Origin of the sequence: Dechloromonas sp. ZY10 (assembly GCF_041378895.1) — a bacterium.
In the GTDB taxonomy this organism is placed as follows: Bacteria; Pseudomonadota; Gammaproteobacteria; order Burkholderiales; family Rhodocyclaceae; genus Azonexus; species Azonexus aquae.
The window spans coordinates 1,943,131-1,961,880 of record NZ_CP144212.1; the positions used below are offsets into that span (position 1 = coordinate 1,943,131).

At 63.6% G+C, this 18,750-nt stretch carries 14 protein-coding genes; 6 read left to right on the forward strand and 8 right to left on the reverse strand.

The window, feature by feature from the left end; genetic code table 11:
- Positions 1–177 precede the first annotated feature (177 nt).
- Positions 178–2,517, forward strand: a complete 2,340-nt coding sequence (gene parC, locus VX159_RS08840) for a DNA topoisomerase IV subunit A (RefSeq protein ID WP_371322525.1) — start codon at positions 178–180, stop codon at positions 2,515–2,517.
- 322 nt (positions 2,518–2,839) lie between these two features.
- On the opposite strand, the gene VX159_RS08845 is transcribed toward parC, so the two are convergent.
- Positions 2,840–3,250 (reverse strand): group II truncated hemoglobin, encoded by a 411-nt coding sequence (locus tag VX159_RS08845; protein WP_371322526.1) that lies wholly within the window; start codon positions 3,248–3,250, stop codon positions 2,840–2,842.
- Positions 3,251–3,287: 37 nt separating this feature from the next.
- Positions 3,288–5,519, reverse strand: coding sequence for a YgiQ family radical SAM protein (locus tag VX159_RS08850; protein WP_371325505.1), 2,232 nt, complete (start codon positions 5,517–5,519; stop codon positions 3,288–3,290).
- A 246-nt stretch (positions 5,520–5,765) separates the two neighbouring features.
- On the opposite strand from VX159_RS08850, the gene argC reads away from it, so the two are divergent.
- A complete protein-coding gene (gene argC / locus VX159_RS08855) occupies positions 5,766–6,716 on the forward strand; it encodes an N-acetyl-gamma-glutamyl-phosphate reductase (RefSeq protein WP_371322527.1) in 951 nt (316 codons plus the stop codon).
- Between the two features lie 264 nt (positions 6,717–6,980).
- On the opposite strand, the gene VX159_RS08860 is transcribed toward argC, so the two are convergent.
- Genes VX159_RS08860 through VX159_RS08870 form a run of 3 tightly spaced genes read right to left on the reverse strand, consistent with a single transcriptional unit; the run spans position 6,981 to position 9,616 of the window.
- Positions 6,981–8,621, reverse strand: a complete 1,641-nt coding sequence (locus tag VX159_RS08860) for an ATP-binding protein (RefSeq protein ID WP_371322528.1) — start codon at positions 8,619–8,621, stop codon at positions 6,981–6,983.
- Positions 8,618–9,244, reverse strand: a complete 627-nt coding sequence (locus tag VX159_RS08865; RefSeq protein ID WP_371322529.1) for a chemotaxis protein CheC — start codon at positions 9,242–9,244, stop codon at positions 8,618–8,620. The genes VX159_RS08860 and VX159_RS08865 overlap by 4 nt, the downstream gene beginning before the upstream one ends.
- Before the next feature lie 3 nt (positions 9,245–9,247).
- A complete protein-coding gene (locus VX159_RS08870; protein WP_371322530.1) occupies positions 9,248–9,616 on the reverse strand; it encodes a response regulator transcription factor in 369 nt (122 codons plus the stop codon).
- A gap of 228 nt (positions 9,617–9,844) precedes the next feature.
- On the opposite strand from VX159_RS08870, the gene mfd reads away from it, so the two are divergent.
- From mfd to serB, 4 genes are read left to right on the forward strand one after another with little or no spacing between them, the layout of a single operon-like run.
- Positions 9,845–13,312, forward strand: coding sequence for a transcription-repair coupling factor (gene mfd, locus VX159_RS08875; protein ID WP_371322531.1), 3,468 nt, complete (start codon positions 9,845–9,847; stop codon positions 13,310–13,312).
- A complete protein-coding gene (locus VX159_RS08880) occupies positions 13,309–14,379 on the forward strand; it encodes a 3-deoxy-7-phosphoheptulonate synthase (protein WP_371322532.1) in 1,071 nt (356 codons plus the stop codon). Before mfd ends, VX159_RS08880 begins: the two co-directional genes overlap by 4 nt.
- A 5-nt stretch (positions 14,380–14,384) precedes the next feature.
- Entirely contained in the window at positions 14,385–14,942 is a 558-nt protein-coding gene (locus VX159_RS08885) for a gamma carbonic anhydrase family protein (RefSeq protein ID WP_371322533.1), read from the forward strand.
- 5 nt (positions 14,943–14,947) lie between these two features.
- Positions 14,948–15,787 carry a phosphoserine phosphatase SerB gene (gene serB / locus VX159_RS08890; RefSeq protein ID WP_371322534.1) on the forward strand — a complete coding sequence of 280 codons (840 nt, stop codon included), beginning with the start codon at positions 14,948–14,950 and terminating at the stop codon, positions 15,785–15,787.
- A gap of 87 nt (positions 15,788–15,874) precedes the next feature.
- Here serB and VX159_RS08895 read toward each other — a convergent pair whose 3' ends face one another.
- The 3 genes from VX159_RS08895 to trxC form a co-directional block, all read right to left on the reverse strand.
- On the reverse strand, positions 15,875–16,930 hold the full coding sequence (locus tag VX159_RS08895; RefSeq protein WP_371322535.1) for a M48 family metallopeptidase: 1,056 nt from the start codon (positions 16,928–16,930) through the stop codon (positions 15,875–15,877).
- Positions 16,917–18,203 (reverse strand): DUF898 family protein, encoded by a 1,287-nt coding sequence (locus VX159_RS08900; RefSeq protein ID WP_371322536.1) that lies wholly within the window; start codon positions 18,201–18,203, stop codon positions 16,917–16,919. The genes VX159_RS08895 and VX159_RS08900 overlap by 14 nt, the downstream gene beginning before the upstream one ends.
- 93 nt (positions 18,204–18,296) lie before the next feature.
- The gene (gene trxC, locus VX159_RS08905; RefSeq protein WP_371322537.1) at positions 18,297–18,743 is read right to left on the reverse strand and encodes a thioredoxin TrxC; all 447 of its coding nucleotides are present in this window, start codon (positions 18,741–18,743) and stop codon (positions 18,297–18,299) included.
- Positions 18,744–18,750 lie beyond the last annotated feature (7 nt).

An 18,750-nucleotide genomic window follows, 5' to 3' on the forward strand; every position in this document is an offset into this window, starting at 1 on the left:
AGCGGCAAACCCCTGCCAGATTCGACACCCGGAGGTCACAGTTCGGTCCCGCCGGGGAACCCACGGCATAGCGAAGACCACGGCGCCCCTTGAATTTTCCGGCTTTCCGGCAGGTAATCGCCGAAACCGGCAGCGGCCATGATAAATTCGCGCCCGATCTGAAACCCATAGGTTGTTATGAGCGATCAACCCGACCTCTTCTCTCCCGCCGCGGCAGAATCTGCAGCCGCTCCCGTCTCCAACTCTGGCGCCGAGCAGCCGCCCCTGCCCCCGGCAGCACTGGGCCCCGCCGATGACATCCCGGCCCCGGCCGACTACGCCGCCCGCCGCTATCTCGAATACGCGATGAGCGTGGTCACCGGCCGCGCCCTGCCCTCGGTTGCCGATGGCCAGAAGCCGGTGCAGCGGCGCATCCTCTACGCGATGCACCGGATGGGCCTGTACAAGAGCCCCAAGCACGTCAAATCGGCGCGCGTGGTCGGCGATGTGATCGGTAAATACCACCCGCACGGCGATTCATCGGTCTACGACGCGATGGTACGCATGGCGCAGAACTGGAGCCTGCGTTACCCGGTAGTCGATGGTCAGGGCAATTTCGGCTCGCGCGACGGCGACAACGCCGCCGCGATGCGCTACACCGAAGCCCGACTGACGCCGATTGCCGAATTGCTGCTCGCCGAACTCGATGAAGGCACGGTCGACTGGAAACCGAACTACGACGGGGTCAACGACGAGCCGGTGCTGCTGCCGGCACGCCTGCCCTTCTGTCTGCTCAACGGCGCCTCCGGGATCGCTGTCGGGATGGCCACCGAAATCCCGGCGCACAACCTGCGCGAGGTTGCCGCTGCCGCCGTCGCGCTGATCCGCGACCCGCAACTCGGCGAAGACGAAGTCCTGCGCCTGATCCCCGGCCCCGACTATCCGGGTGGCGCCCAGATCATCTCGGCGCCCGAGGAAATTGCGGCCATTTACAAAGGTGGACGCGGCAGCCTGCGTGTGCGCGCCAAGTGGAAGATCGAGAATCTGGCGCGTGGCCAATGGCGGCTGGCGATCACGCAACTGCCGCCGGGGGTGTCGACGGCAACGGTGATGGCCGAGATCGAAGCCTGCTCCAACCCGGTGCCCAAGGAAAAAGCCGGGAAAAAGGTGTACACGCCGGAACAGCAGAACCTCAAGGCGGCCTTCCTCTCGGCAATCTCAGAAAACGGCGTGCGCGACGAATCGGGCAAGGAACATGCGGTGCGCCTGGTGATCGAGCCGGCCAGCTCGCGCCAGGATCAGGACGACCTGATCCGCCTGCTGCTCGCTCACACCAGCCTAGAAACCAACGCCTCGATCAACCTGACGGTACTCGGCACTACCGGCGCCCCGCGCCAGGCCTCGCTGTATTCGATCATCGAGGAATGGTGCCGTTTCCGGCTGTCGACCGTGGAACGCCGCACCCGCCACCGCCTGACGGCCGCCGAAAAGCGCATCCACATCCTTGAAGGCCGGCAGGCGATCCTGCTCGACATCGACCGGGTGATCAAGGTGATCCGCGAGTCGGACGACCCCAAGGCCGACCTGATCGCTGCCTTCAAGCTCTCCGAGATCCAGGCCGAGGACATTCTCGAAATCCGCCTGCGCCAGCTGGCCCGTCTCGAAGGTCTCAAGATCGGCGAGGAGTTGGCCAAGCTGCGCGAAGAAGCCGCCGGCCTGCGTACCCTGCTTGATTCCGAGGCCGCGCTGCGTGCCTGTGTCGCCGAGGAAATCGAGGCCGACGCCAAGAAATACGGCGACGAGCGCCGCACCACCATCGAAGTCGCCGAACGGGTGACCATGGCCGACGCCAAGAACGTCTCGGTGCCCGACGAGCCGACCACCCTGATCGTTTCGCGGCATGGCTGGCTGCGCGCCCGCAGCGGCCACAACGTCGATCCGGCAACGCTGACTTTCCGCTCCGGCGACAGTCTGCTCGCCTGCCTGCCCTGCCGCACCGTCGATCAGTTGATCCTGCTCGACAGCAAGGGCCGCGCCTACTCGATCCCGGCTGCCGATCTACCCGGCGGCAAGGGCGACGGCGTCCCGGCGACCTCGCTGGTCGACTTCCAGGACGGCGGCAAGACGGTGCTGGCGCTGGCGATCAAGCCCGAGCAGCAATACCTGGTCGCCGCTGACGGCGGCTACGGTTTCCGCGTCAAGGGAGAGGACCTGCTCTCGCGCGGCAAGGCCGGCAAGGCCTTCCTGACGCTGGGCGACGGCGAAGCCCCGGCGATCTTCCAGCCGGCCCCGGCCGACGGCGAGATCGCGGTGTTCACCAAGGATGGCCGGGCGCTAGTCTTTGCCCTCGACGAGATCCGCCAGTTGCCGAAAGGCCGTGGCCTGAAGCTGATTGATGCAGCGCCGGGCAAGACGGCGCTGGAGGCGATTGAGCCGGTGATTGACGGCATTGCCGGCAAGCTCAGGGGCGAGAAGCTGGAAAACTGCCGTGGCTCACGCGGCGGAAAAGGCAAGCCGACCCGCGCTATTCGCAAATAAGCGCACAATCAAACGCACAATCGGCAAAAAAGGCCCTGGTTCACGGTCAACCGTAAACCAGGGCCTTTTTCACCACAGCAGTGCCTGCTGTGCCCCGGCCCAAGCTGGCGCGGGCCTCGAACGCAAGGCAGCAGACTATCCATAAGCCATAGATACAACCGGAAGTCGAATCCATAGAATGACGGCGCATTGAGAGTTGTCGAGGCAAGCCTCTGCTCTCAGATGTACTCCCGTATGGCAAGCGGCCGGATTCCTCCCCGGTTCCGGCCCATTTACACCCGCCGGGGTCTTCCCGGCGGGATTTTTTTGCAGCCCGGGGGGCTCAGCCTTCCTTGTTGCGCATGAAATCGGCGGTATGGAAGAAATTGCCGAGCAAGGCGGTTTTCAGGTCGCCATCGATACCTACCGACTCCATCGCCAGGACCATGCAGGCCACCCACTGGTCACGCTCCTGCACGCCAATCGAGAAAGGCATGTGCCGGCCGCGCAAGCGCGGATGCCCGAATTTTTCGACAAACAGATCGGGGCCGCCCATCCAGCCGGAAAGGAACATGTAGAGCTTGTCGCGCGATTCCTTGAGGTCGGCCGGATGCATCGCGCGCAGTTCCTTGAATTGCGGCACCGTATCCATGAAGCCATAAAACCGGTCGCACAGCAATGCGACACCGGCATCGCCGCCGATCAGTTCGTAGGTAGTTTTCTTGTCTGAGGCGGGGACAGCATTGTCCTGCATGGTTATTCTCCCTGAAAGATTTTGGTGGATCGGCGACTCAGCCGCGTCCCTTATTGTTGCGTCCGCTCCCATTATTGCGCGCTGGCACCGGACCGCGTGTCGTGGAGCCACGGCTACCGCCGTTCCCGGCCGAGGTGTTGACGCCCGTCCGGGCTTTTGCGCCGCCCTGAGTCTTGCTGCGTGGCTGATTTTTGCCCGCTGGCGTAGGTTGACCGTGGCTGGCGCGCGCCTGCGCACGAGCGGCACACGACGTACTGCGCCCACCTGCGGCCGCATGCAAGCCGGTACCGGCCGGCTGCCAGGCCGGGATCAGTTGTTTCTTGCCATTGCCGATCAGATCCGCCCGACCCATCGCCTTCAGTGCTTCGCGCAACAGCGGCCAGTTTTCCGGGTCGTGGTAACGCAGGAAGGCCTTGTGCAGCTTGCGCTGCCGCGAATTGCGCACCGCCCCGACGACTTCACCACCCTGCCGCTGCAGCTTCTTGAGCGGATTCTTCTCGGTGTGGTACATCGTTGTCGCCAGCGCCATCGGCGTCGGCAGGAAAGTCTGCACCTGATCGAGACGGAAGTTGTTCTTCTTCAGCCACAGCGCCAGGTTGAGCATATCCTCGTCGGTCGTCCCCGGATGCGCGGCGATGAAGTAAGGAATCAGGTACTGCTCCTTGCCAGCTTCGCGCGAGAAACGCTCGAACAGTTGCTTGAAGCGGTCGTAGGTGCCGATTCCCGGCTTCATCATCTTCGAGAGCACGCCTTCCTCGGTGTGCTCCGGCGCGATCTTGAGGTAGCCGCCAACGTGGTGGGTAACCAGTTCCTTGATGTATTCGGGCGAACGCACTGCGAGGTCGTAGCGCAGGCCGGAGCCGATCTGGATCTTCTTCACGCCCTTCAGCGCCCGCGCCCGGCGGTAGAGCGAGATCAGCTGCGAATGGTCGGTGTTCATGTTCTCGCAGATGTCCGGGTAGACACAGGAGAGGCGCCGGCACGAGGACTCGATCTTGGGGTCCTTGCAGGTCAGATGGTACATGTTCGCGGTCGGCCCGCCGAGGTCGGAAACGATCCCGGTGAAGCCCGGCGTCTTGTCGCGCATTTCCTCGATTTCGCGGATCACCGAATCCTCGGAACGGCTCTGGATGATGCGCCCCTCATGCTCGGTGATCGAGCAGAAGGTACAGCCGCCGAAGCAACCGCGCATGATGTTGACCGAGAAGCGGATCATCTCCCAGGCCGGGATCTTGGCCTCGCCGTAGCTCGGATGCGGACGCCGGGCATACGGCGCCTCATAGACCGCGTCGAGTTCCTCGGTCGCCAGCGGGAAGGGCGGCGGATTGAGCCAGACATCGCGTTCGCCATGACGCTGCACCAGGGCGCGTGCGTTCCCCGGGTTGGATTCGAGGTGAAAGGTGCGCGAAGCATGGGCGTACAGCACCGGGTCGTCCTTGACCTGCTCGTAAGATGGCAGGCGAACCACGGTATGGGCGCGGCGCTCGCGGCGGGCAGCCAGGCGCTCGGCACGCGAGACGATGCGCACTACCTGTTCGCCCTTACCGGCAACAGCATCCTGAGCCTTCGTTCCCGTACCATCCATCGCGTAGGGATCGGCATGCTTGACCAGCGGCCCCGGGGTATCGACCTCGGTCGAATCCATTTCGTCCCAATCCTCACCCGGCAACCAGCCCGGTGGCACCATGAAGGCGGTGCCACGCAGGTCGCGGATTTCGCTGACCTTCTCACCCTTGGCCAGGCGGTGAGCCAGCTCGACGATCGCCCGCTCGGCGTTGCCGAAGAGCAGCAGATCGGCCTTGGAATCGGTCAGCACCGAACGGCGGACCTTGTCCGACCAGTAATCGTAGTGCGCAATCCGGCGCAGGCTGGCCTCGATTGAGCCGATGATCACCGGAACCCCGGAGAAAGCCTCGCGGCAACGCTGGGCATAGACGGTGACGGCGCGGTCCGGGCGCTTGTTCGGCTCGGCATTCGGCGTATAGGCATCGTCGGAGCGAATCTTGCGGTCCGAGGTGTAGCGGTTGACCATCGAGTCCATGTTGCCGGCGGTGACGCCGTAGAACAGGTTGGGTTTTCCCAGCTTGCGGAAGTCGACCGCAGAATTCCAGTCCGGCTGGCTGATAATGCCGACCCGGAAGCCCTGGGACTCCAGCAGGCGGCCGATCAGCGCCATCCCGAAACTGGGATGGTCGATGTAGGCATCGCCGGTGACCAGGATGATGTCGCAGGAATCCCAGCCCAATTGCTCCATTTCCTCGCGGGACATGGGCAGGAAGGGGGCCGGGCCGAAACGGTGCGCCCAGAACTTGCGGTAACCGAAGAGCGGTTTGGCGTGGGCGGAGAGAGGCTGAGTCGAATCCATGCACTATTTTACCGCGTTTTTGCCGGATACCCGAGTGAAGCAGTCGGGTATCCCCCGTGAATGAGCGCCAGGCAAACGCCGTGTTTTCGCCAAAGTGTCATCCTTTTCTGCGAGAATTCCTCTTTTGTCACCCCTTACTTCGGATTCACCATGACCTACAAAGTCTTTGTCGACGGCCAGGAAGGCACGACCGGCCTGCAGATCAACGAATACCTCGCGCAACGCGGCGATATTGAACTGCTCAAGATCGATTCCGACAAGCGCAAGGACCTGGCCGAACGCAAGCGCCTGATCAACGAATCCGACATCACTTTCCTTTGCCTGCCGGATGCCGCCGCCAAGGAGTCGGTGAGCCTGGTCGACAACCCGAATACCTGCGTCATCGACGCCTCGACCGCGCACCGCGTCGATCCGGCCTGGACCTTCGGCCTGCCCGAACTGGCCAAGGACCAGCGCACAAAAATCAAGGCCAGCAAGCGCATTGCCAACCCCGGCTGCCACGCCACTGCCTTCATCCTGGCCCTGCGTCCGCTGGTCGAGGCCGGCCTGCTGCCGGCGGCCACCCAGATCGCAGCCAACTCGATCACCGGCTACTCCGGCGGCGGCAAGTCGATGATTGCCGAGTACCAGAACGCCGCTGCCAGCACGACTGCCCTCAAGGCCCCGCGCCCCTATGCGCTGGCGCTGGCGCACAAGCACCTGCCGGAAATGCAGGCCTACACCGGGTTGACCGTGGCACCGATCTTCCAGCCCATCGTCGGCCCCTTCTACAAGGGCCTGGCGGTCACCGCCTATCTGCAGCCGCAGCAATTCAGCCGTGCCGCCGGCCCGGAAGAAGTACGCCAGATCATCGCCGACTATTACGCCGGCGAACGCTTCATCAATGTCCTGCCCTTTGACCTCGAAGCCACCACCGACGGCGGTTTTTACGATGTCGAAGCCAACAATGGCAGCAACCGCGTCGATATCGCCGTCTTTGGCAATGCCGAACGGATGCTGTTGATTGCCCGCCTCGACAACCTTGGCAAAGGCGCATCGGGCGCAGCGGTGCAGGCGATGAACGTACACCTCGGGGTCGAGGAAAGCCTCGGCCTGGTCTAATCCCCTGAGCAGTGCCCGCCCAAGCCGGGCGGGCAATCGAAGACGGTGCCTCACACTCCTCCGCCTGCGGCCGCCGAGCCCAACTGCATGCGCTGCCGGCATCACCTGATCACCCACGAGCAAGGTAGGCCTTACCAGTGCAATGCACTCGGGTTCAAAAGCGCGCGACTCCCCTGCAAGGTCGTGCTGGAAAGCTCCGGCTTGCCCTGCCTCGCCTACGCCCCGCGCCCGGCCAGGGACTAGGCGGCAAAGACGGGAAACCGCTTAAGCGCCGGGCGCCAAAGCGACTGCCGGCAGGGTAAACCGCAGTTCGCAGCCGCCACCAGCACGATTCAGCGCCTGGATACGACCGCCATGCCCCCGAATGATGTGGCGGCAGATGGCCAGCCCCATGCCCTTGCCACCTGCCGAAGAGCGCGTACGGCTGCTCTGGACAAAGGCGTCGAACACGCTCTCCAGTTCGCCTTCGGGAATACCGAGGCCGCGGTCGGCAACCGTAACCTCAACCGCCTTGCCCCCCTCGCACAAGGTAGCGGCGATACTGACCACGCTGCCAGGCGGCGAAAATTGCAGAGAATTATCGAGCAGGCGACGCAAAACCTCACCAATCCGGGCGCTGTCGCAATGAGCAGCCAGTTCCGGCGAAACGCCACTGGTATCGATCTGCAACTGCCGGACTTTCGCTTCGCCGTGCATCGCAGTCACCGCAGCCTTGACAATCGGGGCCAATTGCCCCGGCTTGAGGACAAAAACCGCAGATCCCGCATCCAGACCGGACAGATCGAGCAGGGAGTGAATCAACTCTTCGAGCCGTGTCGCCGACTCCGAAATGCGCGAAAAATACTGGGCAATCCGGGGAGGAATCGCTGAATTATCCTGGCACCGTTCCTCGCCCAGATGGGCAAATGAAACGACCGCATGCAGCGGCGTTTTCAATTCATGGGAGACATTGGCCAATAGCCTCGACTTGGCTTCACTGGCCTGTTCGGCCAGCCGGCGGGCTGTTTCGGCCTCAGCCGTGCGTTCGTCCACCATCCGCTCCAGACTGCAGCGATAACGCTCAAGTTCATCTTCGTTATGCGCCCGGCGGGTAATATCGATCACCGTGACCAGTGTTTTCTGCTCGTCGTCGATTGAAATCGGGGTCAAGCCAATTTCTGCGATGAATTCACTGCCGTCCTTGCGTAACGCCCAAATCCTCCGGCCGCTCCCCATCTGGCGGGCCATCGGTGCTGCATGGTAACCGGCGACATGGGCAGCATGTCCGGCCCGCGCCGCCAGCGGCACCAGAACCTCGACCGGCTGGCCGGACAGTTCGCTAGCAGAGTAGCCCAGGGTTGCCTCCGCCGATTCATTGCACAACTCGATGATCCCGGCTCGACTGACAATCAGGATGGCAAAAGGCGCCGCTCCGAGGACCGATGCCAGGCGCTGGCGCGAATGCTCAAGTGCCTGGTTGGACAGGCGCAACTCCTCGGCCTGGGTCCGCAGACGCTGCTCGCGGGCAATCGCCGCAGTCATGTCGGTAATCTGCAACATGCAGGCGGCACCGGTCAGCCCGGACAGCGGAACCACATGGATCATGTGGCGCATGCGCAGTCCCTGGCGGCGGTCTTCCGGATTCCGGTACAACGCCAGCAGGGTTCCGTGCAGCGCCGGCGAAAGCAGGGATGGCATCTGCCGCTGGATGGCAAAATTGACGGCCTCGATCAGACGACTACGCTCAATCGCTGGAAATACCTCGGGCAAGGTTTTACCCAAAGCCTCTTCCGGCGCAATGCCAGCCGCCGTGACCAGCCAGCGGTTCCAGATCACCACCCGGGCTTCGGCATCAAGTACCACGACGCCGTTGGCCAGCGCGTCGGAAAACTGCCGGATATCGGCCAACGACCCGCTAAAGCTCATTGCAGGCCGCTCTTGACCAGATAGACATCCAGACACTGCAACAAAGCTTCCAGCGAAGTGACGCTGAGCAGGAAAACGATATGCCCCTGGATGCGGTGCTGACTGATGCGCATCTCCACCTGCAGGAACAACACCATTGAATCCTTGCTTTCCTCGCCCAGCGCGTCGAGGAAGGCGTTGCAGGTATCACCGAAGCTATGTACCGGCAAGGTGCCATCGAAGGCAATTTCCAGCAGGTCGGCAACCGCGCTCATGCAGGCATTGAGGATGATGTTGCCGACCTCGCACATCGCCTCCTGCTCAAGCTCGGACAGTTCCTCGACACTCAGTTCGACTGCCCCGGCCATCAGCCGGACGATTTCCAGCGCATTGGTTTCGGGAAAAATCAGGATCGCCTGCGAATCGAAATCGCCGGTAAATCGCTGGCTGACCATGCTGAATTGACGGAACTCCAGCCCTTGCAGGCTCTCCTGAATGCGATCCAGCGGGCACAGTGAAATCGACGGCGCGGTCAGTTCGATCTGGTTGCCAACCACCAAGCTCAGGCTGGAGGCGGCACGCCCGACGCCGATATTGAAAATTTCGGCCAAGGCATCCTGCTGCAATTCGCTGAGTTCAGCCACCGCTCACTCCTCGAAACAGGCGACCATCTGAGTGATGCTGGCCTCGGTCACCGGTTTCTTGATGAAATACAGATTGAGCTTGCGGCTTTCCTGTTCGGTACTGGCCTGGATGTTGGCAGTACAAATCGCAATCCTGATTTCAGGATGGCGAATCCGGATTCGCCCGGCGGCTTCGAGCCCGCTCATCCCCGGCATATTCACATCCATGCTGACAAAGTCGGGCTGATGCGCTTCAACCTGCGTCAGCGCCTCTTCGCCGGATGCTGCCTCGACGATCGCCCAGCCGGGACGCAACTGGGTCACGATGGCGCGGATCAGCATGCGGGACATCCGGCTATCGTCAACAATCAGCAAGGTAGGGGTAGTTGTCATTTTTGGAGGAATGAGAGGAGATCGGCAGATTTCGAATCTTCCTTTGCCGCTGCGGATTTGTCCAGAGTCTATGACTAAAGTTTCAATAAACTTGCAGACGCCCTCAACGACAGGCTCCGGCAAGCTTTTCCAGTCTGCCGCCACAAGCCGGCAAGCGGCCGGTGGCGAGCGCTTGCCGCTATAATCCAGCCCCCGGCTTTTTATTGGCTGCTGCTCCCGGCGATTACTGTGCCCACCTCCCCCCTGCTTCCTCTGCCGCCCCTTCCCGCCCCCGGCTTGCGTCACGATTTGCCGCTCCCGGCTGGCTCGGCCGACGCCCTGCAACTGGCTGAAATAGCCCGCCGCCCGTCAGGCCGGCAATTGCTGGTGGCGATTGTCGAAAACGCCGCCGACGCGCAAAGGCTGCTCGATGAAATCCCCTGGTTTGCACCGCAATTGCGCGTACGTCTGCTACCCGACTGGGAAACCCTGCCCTACGACAGTTTTTCACCGCACCAGGACCTGGTTTCCGAACGCCTGGCGACCCTGTGGGCGACCTTGCAGGGCGAACTCGACATCCTGCTGGTTCCGGCCTCGACTGCTGTCTATCGACTGGCACCACCGGAATTCCTGGCCGCTTATACCTTTGCCTTCAAGAAAGGCGAAGCGATCGATGCCGAAAAGTTCCGCGCCCAAGTCACGCTGGCTGGCTACGCCCACGTCACGCAGGTGGTTTCGCCCGGTGAATATTCGATCCGAGGCGGCCTGATCGACCTGTTCCCGATGGGTTCGCCGGTGCCCTACCGGCTCGACCTGTTCGACGACGAAATCGAGAGCATCAAGACTTTTGACGTCGACACTCAGCGCACGATTTACCCGGTGCCGGAAGTTCGTCTGTTGCCAGCCCGCGAATTTCCGATGGATGACAAGGGGCGCACCCGCTTCCGCCAGAAGTTCCGCGAAGCCTTCGAGGGCGATCCCGCCAAATCAGGAATTTACAAGGATGTCTCGCAAGGCATCGCCAGCGCCGGGATCGAGTATTACCTGCCGCTGTTCTTTGAAGAAACCGCAACGCTGTTTGATTACCTGCCGCCGGATGCGCTGCTGCTGACTCACGGCGATGCCACGGCCGCCATCGGTGCTTTCTGGAAAGACACCCGTTCGCGCCACACCCTGCTGCAGGGCGACAAGGCCCGGCCGCTGCTGCCGCCGGAAATGCTGTTCCTCAGCGATGAAGAATTCTTCATCGCGGCTAAGCGCCACGGTCGACTGGCGCTAACCGGCAAAAATGCCGATCCTGCGGCGTCGACCGTGAAACTCCCCGACATCGCCGTCGACCGCCGCGCCGAGGACCCGCTGGGCAAGCTCCGGCAGTGGCTGGCCAGCCAACCGGGCCGCGTCTTGCTGCTCGCCGAATCGGCCGGCCGCCGCGAAACCCTGGCCGCGATGCTCGCCGAGCACGGCCTGAAGCCGGCCACCAGCAACGATTTTGCCGGCTTCCTCGGCGGCGATGCCGCGCTGGCGCTGGGCGTCGCCCCCTTGCACGCCGGCTTCATGCTCGCCGGCAGCACCACTGGCGCAGCGCTGAGTTTCGTCACCGAAGCCGAACTCTACGCCGGGGCTCCGCGCCGTACCCGCCGCGAGGCGGCAAGAAAAGCCAGTTTCGACAACTGGCTGAAGGACCTCACCGAACTCAAGGTCGGCGATCCGGTCGTGCATGAAAGCCACGGCATCGGCCGCTACCAGGGCTTGATCCGCATGGACCTCGGCAGCGGCGAGCAGGAATTTCTCGAACTGCACTACGCCAACGCGGCCAAGCTCTTCGTGCCGGTGGCGCAGCTGCACGTAATTTCCCGTTACTCCGGTGCCGAGCCGGAAGCTGCGCCGCTGCACACGCTCGGCTCGGGCCAATGGGAGAAGGCCAAACGCAAGGCCGCCGAGCAGGCCCGTGACACCGCTGCCGAACTGCTGGCGCTCTACGCCGCCCGCGCCGCACGCCAGGGTCACGCCTTCGCTTTCCAGGAAAACGACTACGAATTGTTTGCCGACGGTTTCGGTTTCGAGGAAACCGCCGATCAGGCCGCCGCCATCGCCGCCGTGATCGAGGACATGAAATCCGGCAAGCCGATGGACCGTCTGGTCTGCGGCGATGTCGGCTTCGGCAAGACCGAAGTCGCGCTGCGCGCCGCCTTCTGCGCCGTCGCCGGCGGCAAGCAGGTGGCCGTGCTCTGCCCGACCACCCTGCTCTGCGAACAGCACTACCAGACCTTCGCCGACCGCTTTGCCGACTGGCCGGTCAAGGTCGCCGAGATTTCCCGCTTCAAGACCGCCAAGGAATCGGCGCAGGCCCTGCAGGAACTGGCCGAAGGCAAGATCGACATCATCATCGGCACCCACAAGCTGATCGGCAAGGACGTCAAGTTCGACCGCCTGGGCCTCGTGATCATCGACGAGGAACACCGTTTCGGCGTCCGCCAGAAGGAAACGCTGAAAGCCATGCGCGCCGAAGTCGATGTACTGACCCTGACCGCAACGCCGATCCCGCGCACGCTGGCGATGTCGATGGAAGGTCTGCGCGACTTCTCGGTGATTGCCACCGCGCCGCAAAAGCGGCTGGCGATCAAGACCTTCGTCTCCAAGTTCTCCGACGGCATCATCCGCGAAGCCGTGCTGCGCGAACTGAAGCGCGGCGGCCAGGTGTACTTCCTGCACAACGAGGTCAACACCATCGAGAACATGCGCGAGAAGCTGGAAAAGCTGGTGCCGGAAGCACGCATCGTGATCGGCCACGGCCAGATGAACGAGCGCGAACTCGAACGGGTGATGCGCGACTTCACCAGCCAGCGCGCCAACCTCTTGCTGTGCACGACCATCATCGAGACCGGGATCGACAACCCGCACGCCAACACCATCCTGATCAACCGCTCGGAAAAATTCGGCCTCGCCCAACTGCACCAGTTGCGCGGCCGGGTCGGCCGTTCGCATCACCAGGCCTACGCCTACCTGCTGGTCCAGGATGAAAAAGCACTGACCAAGCAGGCCAAGCAGCGGCTGGAAGCGATCCAGATGTCCGAAGAACTCGGCTCCGGTTTCTTCCTGGCGATGCACGACCTGGAAATCCGTGGTGCTGGAGAAGTGCTCGGCGACAACCAGTCGGGCGAGATGCAGGAAGTCGGCTTCAACGTCTTCACCGAGATGCTCAACCGCGCCGTGTCGCAGCTGCGCCAGGGCAAGACGGTCGATACGCTGGACCTGACCCAGCCGCTCGGGATCAGCACCGAGATCAACCTGCGCACTCCGGCGCTGCTGCCCGACGCCTACTGCCCGGATGTGCACGAACGCCTGACGCTGTACAAGCGCCTGGCCAACTGCGAAAGTGCCGAACAACTCGACGCGATGCAGGAAGAACTGGTTGATCGCTTCGGCGAACTGCCGCTACAGGGCCAGTCCTTGCTGGCGACCCATCGCCTGCGTTTGCTGGTCAAACCGCTGCTGATCCAGAAACTGGATGCGGCGGCGGACCAGATCACCCTCCAGTTCAGCCCGGAATTCACGAAGAATCCGCCGATCGAGCCGATCAGGATCATCAATTTGATCCAGAAGAACCGGAACTACAAACTGGCCGGACAGGATAAAATTTCTCTTTTGCGCCACTGCCCAGGCCTTAATGACAAGGTGGCGGCGATCAAGGACATGATACGCGAGCTGAGCAAATGACCCCCAATACCGAAAACCTCAACGTGGCTGCCTTCGATGCCATGCCGACCCCGGCCGAGATTCATGCCCGGCTGCCGATTTCCGAGTCGGCGACGCAAGTCGTCACCGCTGGCCGCGAAGCGCTGCGCAACATCCTCGACCGCAAGGATCACCGCCTCTTCGTCGTGGTTGGCCCCTGCTCGATCCACGACCCGGTCGCCGGCCTCGACTACGCCCGCCGCCTCAAGGCGCTTGCCGACGAAGTCTCCGACACCCTGGTACTGGTGATGCGCGTCTATTTCGAAAAGCCGCGCACCACCGTCGGCTGGAAGGGCTACATCAACGATCCGTTCATGGACGACTCCTTCCAGGTCAATGTCGGCATGGAAAAGGCCCGCGAATTCCTGCTCGCAGTCAACGAACTCGGCCTGCCCGCCGGTACCGAAGCGCTCGACCCGATTTCACCGCAGTACTACGGCGACCTGATCGCGTGGACCGCGATCGGCGCCCGCACCACCGAATCGCAGACCCACCGCGAAATGTCGTCCGGCCTGTCCACCCCGGTCGGTTTCAAGAACGCGACTAACGGCGACCTCACCGTCGCGGTCAATGCGATTCTGTCCGCCTCGCGTCCGCACTCTTTCCTCGGCATCAACAGCGACGGCCGCGTCGCCATCGTCCGCACCACCGGCAACGCCTACGGCCATGTCGTGCTGCGCGGCGGTGACGGCAAGCCCAACTACGACACGGTCTCGGTCACCGTCGCCGAGCAGGCGATTGCCAAGGGCAAGCTGCCGGCCAACATCGTCGTCGATTGCTCGCACGCCAACAGCTCCAAGAAGCCGGAACTGCAGCCGCTGGTGATGAACGACGTGGTCAATCAGATCCGCAACGGCAACAAATCGCTGGTCGGGGTGATGATCGAATCCAACATTGAAGCCGGCAACCAGCCGATCCCGGCCGACCTCAGCCAGCTCAAGTACGGCTGCTCGGTCACCGACGGCTGCGTCGACTGGGACGCCACCGAAAAAATGATCCGCGACGCCGCCGTAATGCTGCGCGACGTGCTGCCGGGCCGGCTGGATTGAGTCACATGCCCATCGCTCCTTACCTGGATACCGCGCCCAGCCTGGATACCGGCGTTTATCTGCACGCCAGCGCCCAGGTCATCGGCGACGTGCAGATCGGTGCCGACAGTTCGGTCTGGTGCAACGCGGTGATCCGCGGCGACGTCAATCGGATCCGGATCGGTCTTGGCAGCAATATCCAGGACTTGAGCATGGTCCATGTGACACACCGCAGCCCCGGCAAACCGGAAGGCTCGCCGACCGTGATCGGCGATCACGTGACCGTCGGTCACGGCGTCATCCTGCACGGTTGCGAGATCGGTGACGAATGCCTGATCGGCATGGGCAGCATCGTGATGGACGACGCGGTGATCGAACCCCGGGTCATCGTCGGGGCCGGCAGTCTGGTGCCGGCCGGCAAGCGGCTGAGCAGCGGCTACCTGTATGTCGGTCGTCCCGCAGTCCAGGTCCGCCCCTTGACGGCGGAAGAAACCGCCTTCCTGCGCTACTCGGCGGAACACTACATCCGGGTCAAGAACAACCACGTCGAAACGGCTCAGGCAGCCACTTCGAGCGATCGCTGAACACCATGAATCTGATCATCCAGGGCGGCGCCCTGCCCACCTTTCTCCTTGACCGCATTTTTGCCGCTACCGGCGCGTCGACCGTGGAGCCACGTCCGCCGCAGGTCGTCCGCCTGCTCGGCGCGACGCGCACGCCGGCCTTTGATGAGCTGATCCCGCTGATCGAGGCCGAAAAGCTCGACTGGGCCTTCGTCCCGGCCGGCAGGAAGCTGTCCGATTTCGGGCTGATCTGCTTCGACATGGATTCGACGCTGATCACCATCGAGTGCATCGACGAGCTGGCCGATTTTGCCGGCAAGAAGGCCGAGGTTTCGGAAGTCACCGAAGCCGCGATGCGCGGCGAGATCGACTACCGCGAAAGCCTGCGCCGCCGCCTGGCACTGATGGCCGGACTCGATGCCCGCGTGCTCGCCCGTGTCTATGGCGAACGCCTGCTGCTCTCCGACGGTGCCCGCGAGCTGCTCGAAGCCTGCCAGAATGCCGGCCTGCGCACCGCGATCCTGTCCGGCGGCTTCACCTACTTCACCGAGCGCCTGCGCATCGAGCTCGGTCTCGATTTCGCCACCTCAAACGAACTCGAAATCGTCGGCGGCAAGCTCAGTGGCCGCGTCGTCGGCGACATCGTCGACGCCAGCGCCAAGGCCCACCACCTGCTGCGTCTGCGCGACGAACTCGGTCTTTCCAAAGATCAGGTGATTGCCTGCGGCGACGGTGCCAACGACCTGCTGATGATGGCCGAAGCCGGCCTTTCCGTCGCCTTCCACGCCAAGCCGGCAACCCGCGCCAAGGCCGACGTGGCGCTCAACTTTGGCGGCCTCGACGGGCTGCTCAATCTGTTCGACTAAAACCAGGGTGGCTGCGCCACGGGCCCGCTGAACTGCCGCTGAACCGCCACCCATGGCGGCAGATCCGCCCCAGCCAGCGCCGCTGGTTTAGCGATCAGCCAGAATCCGGGCAATCCGTTCGGCAGTTTCCGGATGCGAAGCCAGCCCGCCCCAGCCTGTCTGGCGATCACTGGCCGCTTCCTCTGCAGCCTCCCCGGCGGCGGCCGCATGCGCCGCCTCCAAGCGCTGGAGCATCCCGGCCAGCAGTTGCGGCGGCTGGCCGAGAGCGCGCAGCCGGGCCACCGCATAGGCATCGGCCTCGCGTTCAAAATCGCGTGAATAGCCGGCTTCGAGTAGCGCGGCAGCAAGCCCGGAAACCAGCGAGGACAAGTCGCCCAGGTAAGCTCCGGCAATAAAACCGACCAGCGAAGACTGGATCAACTGGCGCAGCCCGTGCCGTGCCGCGACATGGCCTAGTTCGTGCGCGACCACCGCCAGCACCTGCTCGTCACCCTCGGCCAGTTCGACCAGCGCATCGAACAGCACAATTTCGCCATTGGGCAGCGCCAGTGCATTCGGCCCCAGCGCCGAAGCCCGGAACTGCAGCTGCCAGGCCGGCCCTCCGGCCGCCGGTGGGAACCACTGCTGCGCCTTGGCACGCAAGGCCGCCTGCCGTGCCTCCGGCAAACGGCTGGGTCGCGTCATGCCCCGATCCAGGAAAGCCAGCGTCTGCTGCGCCAGATGCTCGCTGACCGCTGCCGGCGCGGCCGCCGCCAGCCCCCGGCTGAGTGCCGGCAAGCCCCATTGATAGGCGACCAGCACCAGCAGCACGGTCGCCGCCAGCGCCGCGCCGACGCCCCGCCAACTCTGCTGCCAGCGCGTTACCGCCGCCTCGCGCCGGCCCAGCAAGCGCAGCCCGCGTGCCAGGGCCGCGACGTCGCTGACCTCGAAGCTCTGGCCGTCGGCCAGCGTCAGGCTGCGCGGCGTGGCGCCGAGCACCTCGGAGACACTGAATTCGCCGGCCGGCAAACGCCATTCGCCGGCTTCGCTCTCGACCACCACCCCGGTCGCCGAAAAGCGCAGACAGACACGGTGCGCCCGCGCGCTCCGGCCGTCGAAATGACGGGCACTGACGGTAACCGTGGAGGCCTCAGAGGCTGACATCGAGATCAAACAGTTCTGCCGCCTCGTCGCCCAAGGCGGCGACCCGGGCCTGTTCGCCGGCGACAAAGTCGTCCAGCGAACCGTTCACGGCGAGCGCGAAATGCTCGGCACGGAACCGCGCCATGCGCACCCGCGCCCAGGGAATCGCCAGCCCCAGGGTGGCGACGATCAGCAGCCAGTTGCCGACCACGACCGCAAGATAGCCAGCGACCGGCAGGTCGCATTGCAGGCGATGTTCGCCCAGGCGGCTGGCGCTCCACACTGCATTGGCGGTTCGCGCTGGCACATAAGCCAGGACAAACAGATAAAGCGCCAGCGGCAACAGGGCGAACAAGCTGCTGAACGCCACCTTGCCCGCCACGCCGGCAGCCAGCAGCGGCGCGGCAAAGAGCAGCAGCGCAAACAGCGCAGCTACGGTCAACAGGCCCGGCGTGACAAAAATCCGGTAGATCACCCCGATCCCGACCGCGCAGGAAAATGGCGTCGTGCCGTAACGTAGATGATCGATGACAAAAGTACGCAGACGACGGTAGAAGAGCGGGAAAGCCAGCCCGAGGGTGACCAGGGAGAGCAGGCCATAGCCGAGAAAAACCCGGCAAGCCTCACCGTAGGAGGCGGCAAAACCGAAGCGCAGGCCACGGTAGCTGGTATTGAAGGCGCGGAAGCGGAAGGCACGGATCGCCAGCCAGGGCAGCGCCAGAGCGAAGCCGCAGATCGCCACGCCGTAGGCCAGCGGCCCCATCGACTGAGCCAGCGACAAGCCCATCAGTGCTGCCAGTGCAATGCCACGCCCCTTGAGGATGGCCCAGGGTTGGCCGTGATAGGCAAAGGCGGCACCGGCCAGTTGCAGGTTACGGTGGAAATACTGCTCGCGGCGGACCTTGGCCCAGGCCGAGTAAAACCCGAGGGTGATGATGCTGAGCAGCAGATTGACGATCCAGATGCGGAAATACTCGCTGCCCCTGCCGCTGAAATGCAGGCGTTCCCAACCTGCCGGAACTCCCGGAATGGCGGCCGGCTGCTCGGGTTCCGGCGCCAAGCGGGAGGCGGCCGGGAACAGCCAGGCATCGTAGGCCGCCCGCCGTCCGCCGTCGGACAGGGTGGCAAAGGCCTGCCGCAATTGCACCAGGCGTTCGCCGTCATCCGGATGCGGCGCAGTCAGCCGTTTGCGGAAGACTTCAAGCCGGGAAAAATAGGCAACCCGGATCGCCTCGGCATCGGCCTCAGGGGAAATTCCGAGTATTTCGTAGTGATTGAGTGCGGCAGCCGACATCGGCACAAATCCGGTTAATGACAGCCGCGTATTCTAAAGCCGAATCGGCAACCGCCCAAGCGGCAGCGAGAAAAAACAGGGGTTTTGCGGCAATCAAGCGACCAGCCCCTGCGCCAGCCAGCGCCGGATACTAGCCGTGTCCATCGCCCCGGCCTGACGCCGCACTTCGCGCCCATCGACGAAGAGGATCAGGGTGGGAATGCTGCGGATCCCGAAACGCTGACCCAGCGTGGTTTCGTTCTGGGTGTTGATCTTGGCGAAGCGCACCGCCGGTTCGGCGGCCGCCGCCTGGGCAAAGGCCGGCCCCATCATCTGGCAGGGACCGCACCAGGGCGCCCAGAAATCGACCAGGACCGGAATCTGGTTGCGCGAAATATGCCGTTCTGCATTGTCGACCGTGAGATTGAGCACCTGGCCGTCAAGTAGCGGCCGATGACACTGACCGCAGTTCGGGGAATCGGCCAGCCGTTCGGCCGGAAGGCGGTTGATGGCGTTGCAGTGCGGGCAGACCAGATGCAATGAGGAAGGGGCGGCGGACATGGCGACT

Bases quoted from the DNA above. Each gene is read 5' to 3' on its own strand.
- parC (WP_371322525.1), top strand. From the start codon at position 178: ATGAGCGATCAACCCGACCTCTTCTCTCCCGCCGCGGCAGAATCTGCA.
- VX159_RS08845 (WP_371322526.1), bottom strand. From the start codon at position 3,250: ATGCAGGACAATGCTGTCCCCGCCTCAGACAAGAAAACTACCTACGAA.
- VX159_RS08850 (WP_371325505.1), bottom strand. From the start codon at position 5,519: ATGTCCCGCGAGGAAATGGAGCAATTGGGCTGGGATTCCTGCGACATC.
- argC (WP_371322527.1), top strand. From the start codon at position 5,766: ATGACCTACAAAGTCTTTGTCGACGGCCAGGAAGGCACGACCGGCCTG.
- VX159_RS08860 (WP_371322528.1), bottom strand. From the start codon at position 8,621: ATGAGCTTTAGCGGGTCGTTGGCCGATATCCGGCAGTTTTCCGACGCG.
- VX159_RS08870 (WP_371322530.1), bottom strand. From the start codon at position 9,616: ATGACAACTACCCCTACCTTGCTGATTGTTGACGATAGCCGGATGTCC.
- VX159_RS08880 (WP_371322532.1), top strand. From the start codon at position 13,309: ATGACCCCCAATACCGAAAACCTCAACGTGGCTGCCTTCGATGCCATG.
- VX159_RS08885 (WP_371322533.1), top strand. From the start codon at position 14,385: ATGCCCATCGCTCCTTACCTGGATACCGCGCCCAGCCTGGATACCGGC.
- serB (WP_371322534.1), top strand. From the start codon at position 14,948: ATGAATCTGATCATCCAGGGCGGCGCCCTGCCCACCTTTCTCCTTGAC.
- VX159_RS08895 (WP_371322535.1), bottom strand. From the start codon at position 16,930: ATGTCAGCCTCTGAGGCCTCCACGGTTACCGTCAGTGCCCGTCATTTC.
- VX159_RS08900 (WP_371322536.1), bottom strand. From the start codon at position 18,203: ATGTCGGCTGCCGCACTCAATCACTACGAAATACTCGGAATTTCCCCT.
- trxC (WP_371322537.1), bottom strand. From the start codon at position 18,743: ATGTCCGCCGCCCCTTCCTCATTGCATCTGGTCTGCCCGCACTGCAAC.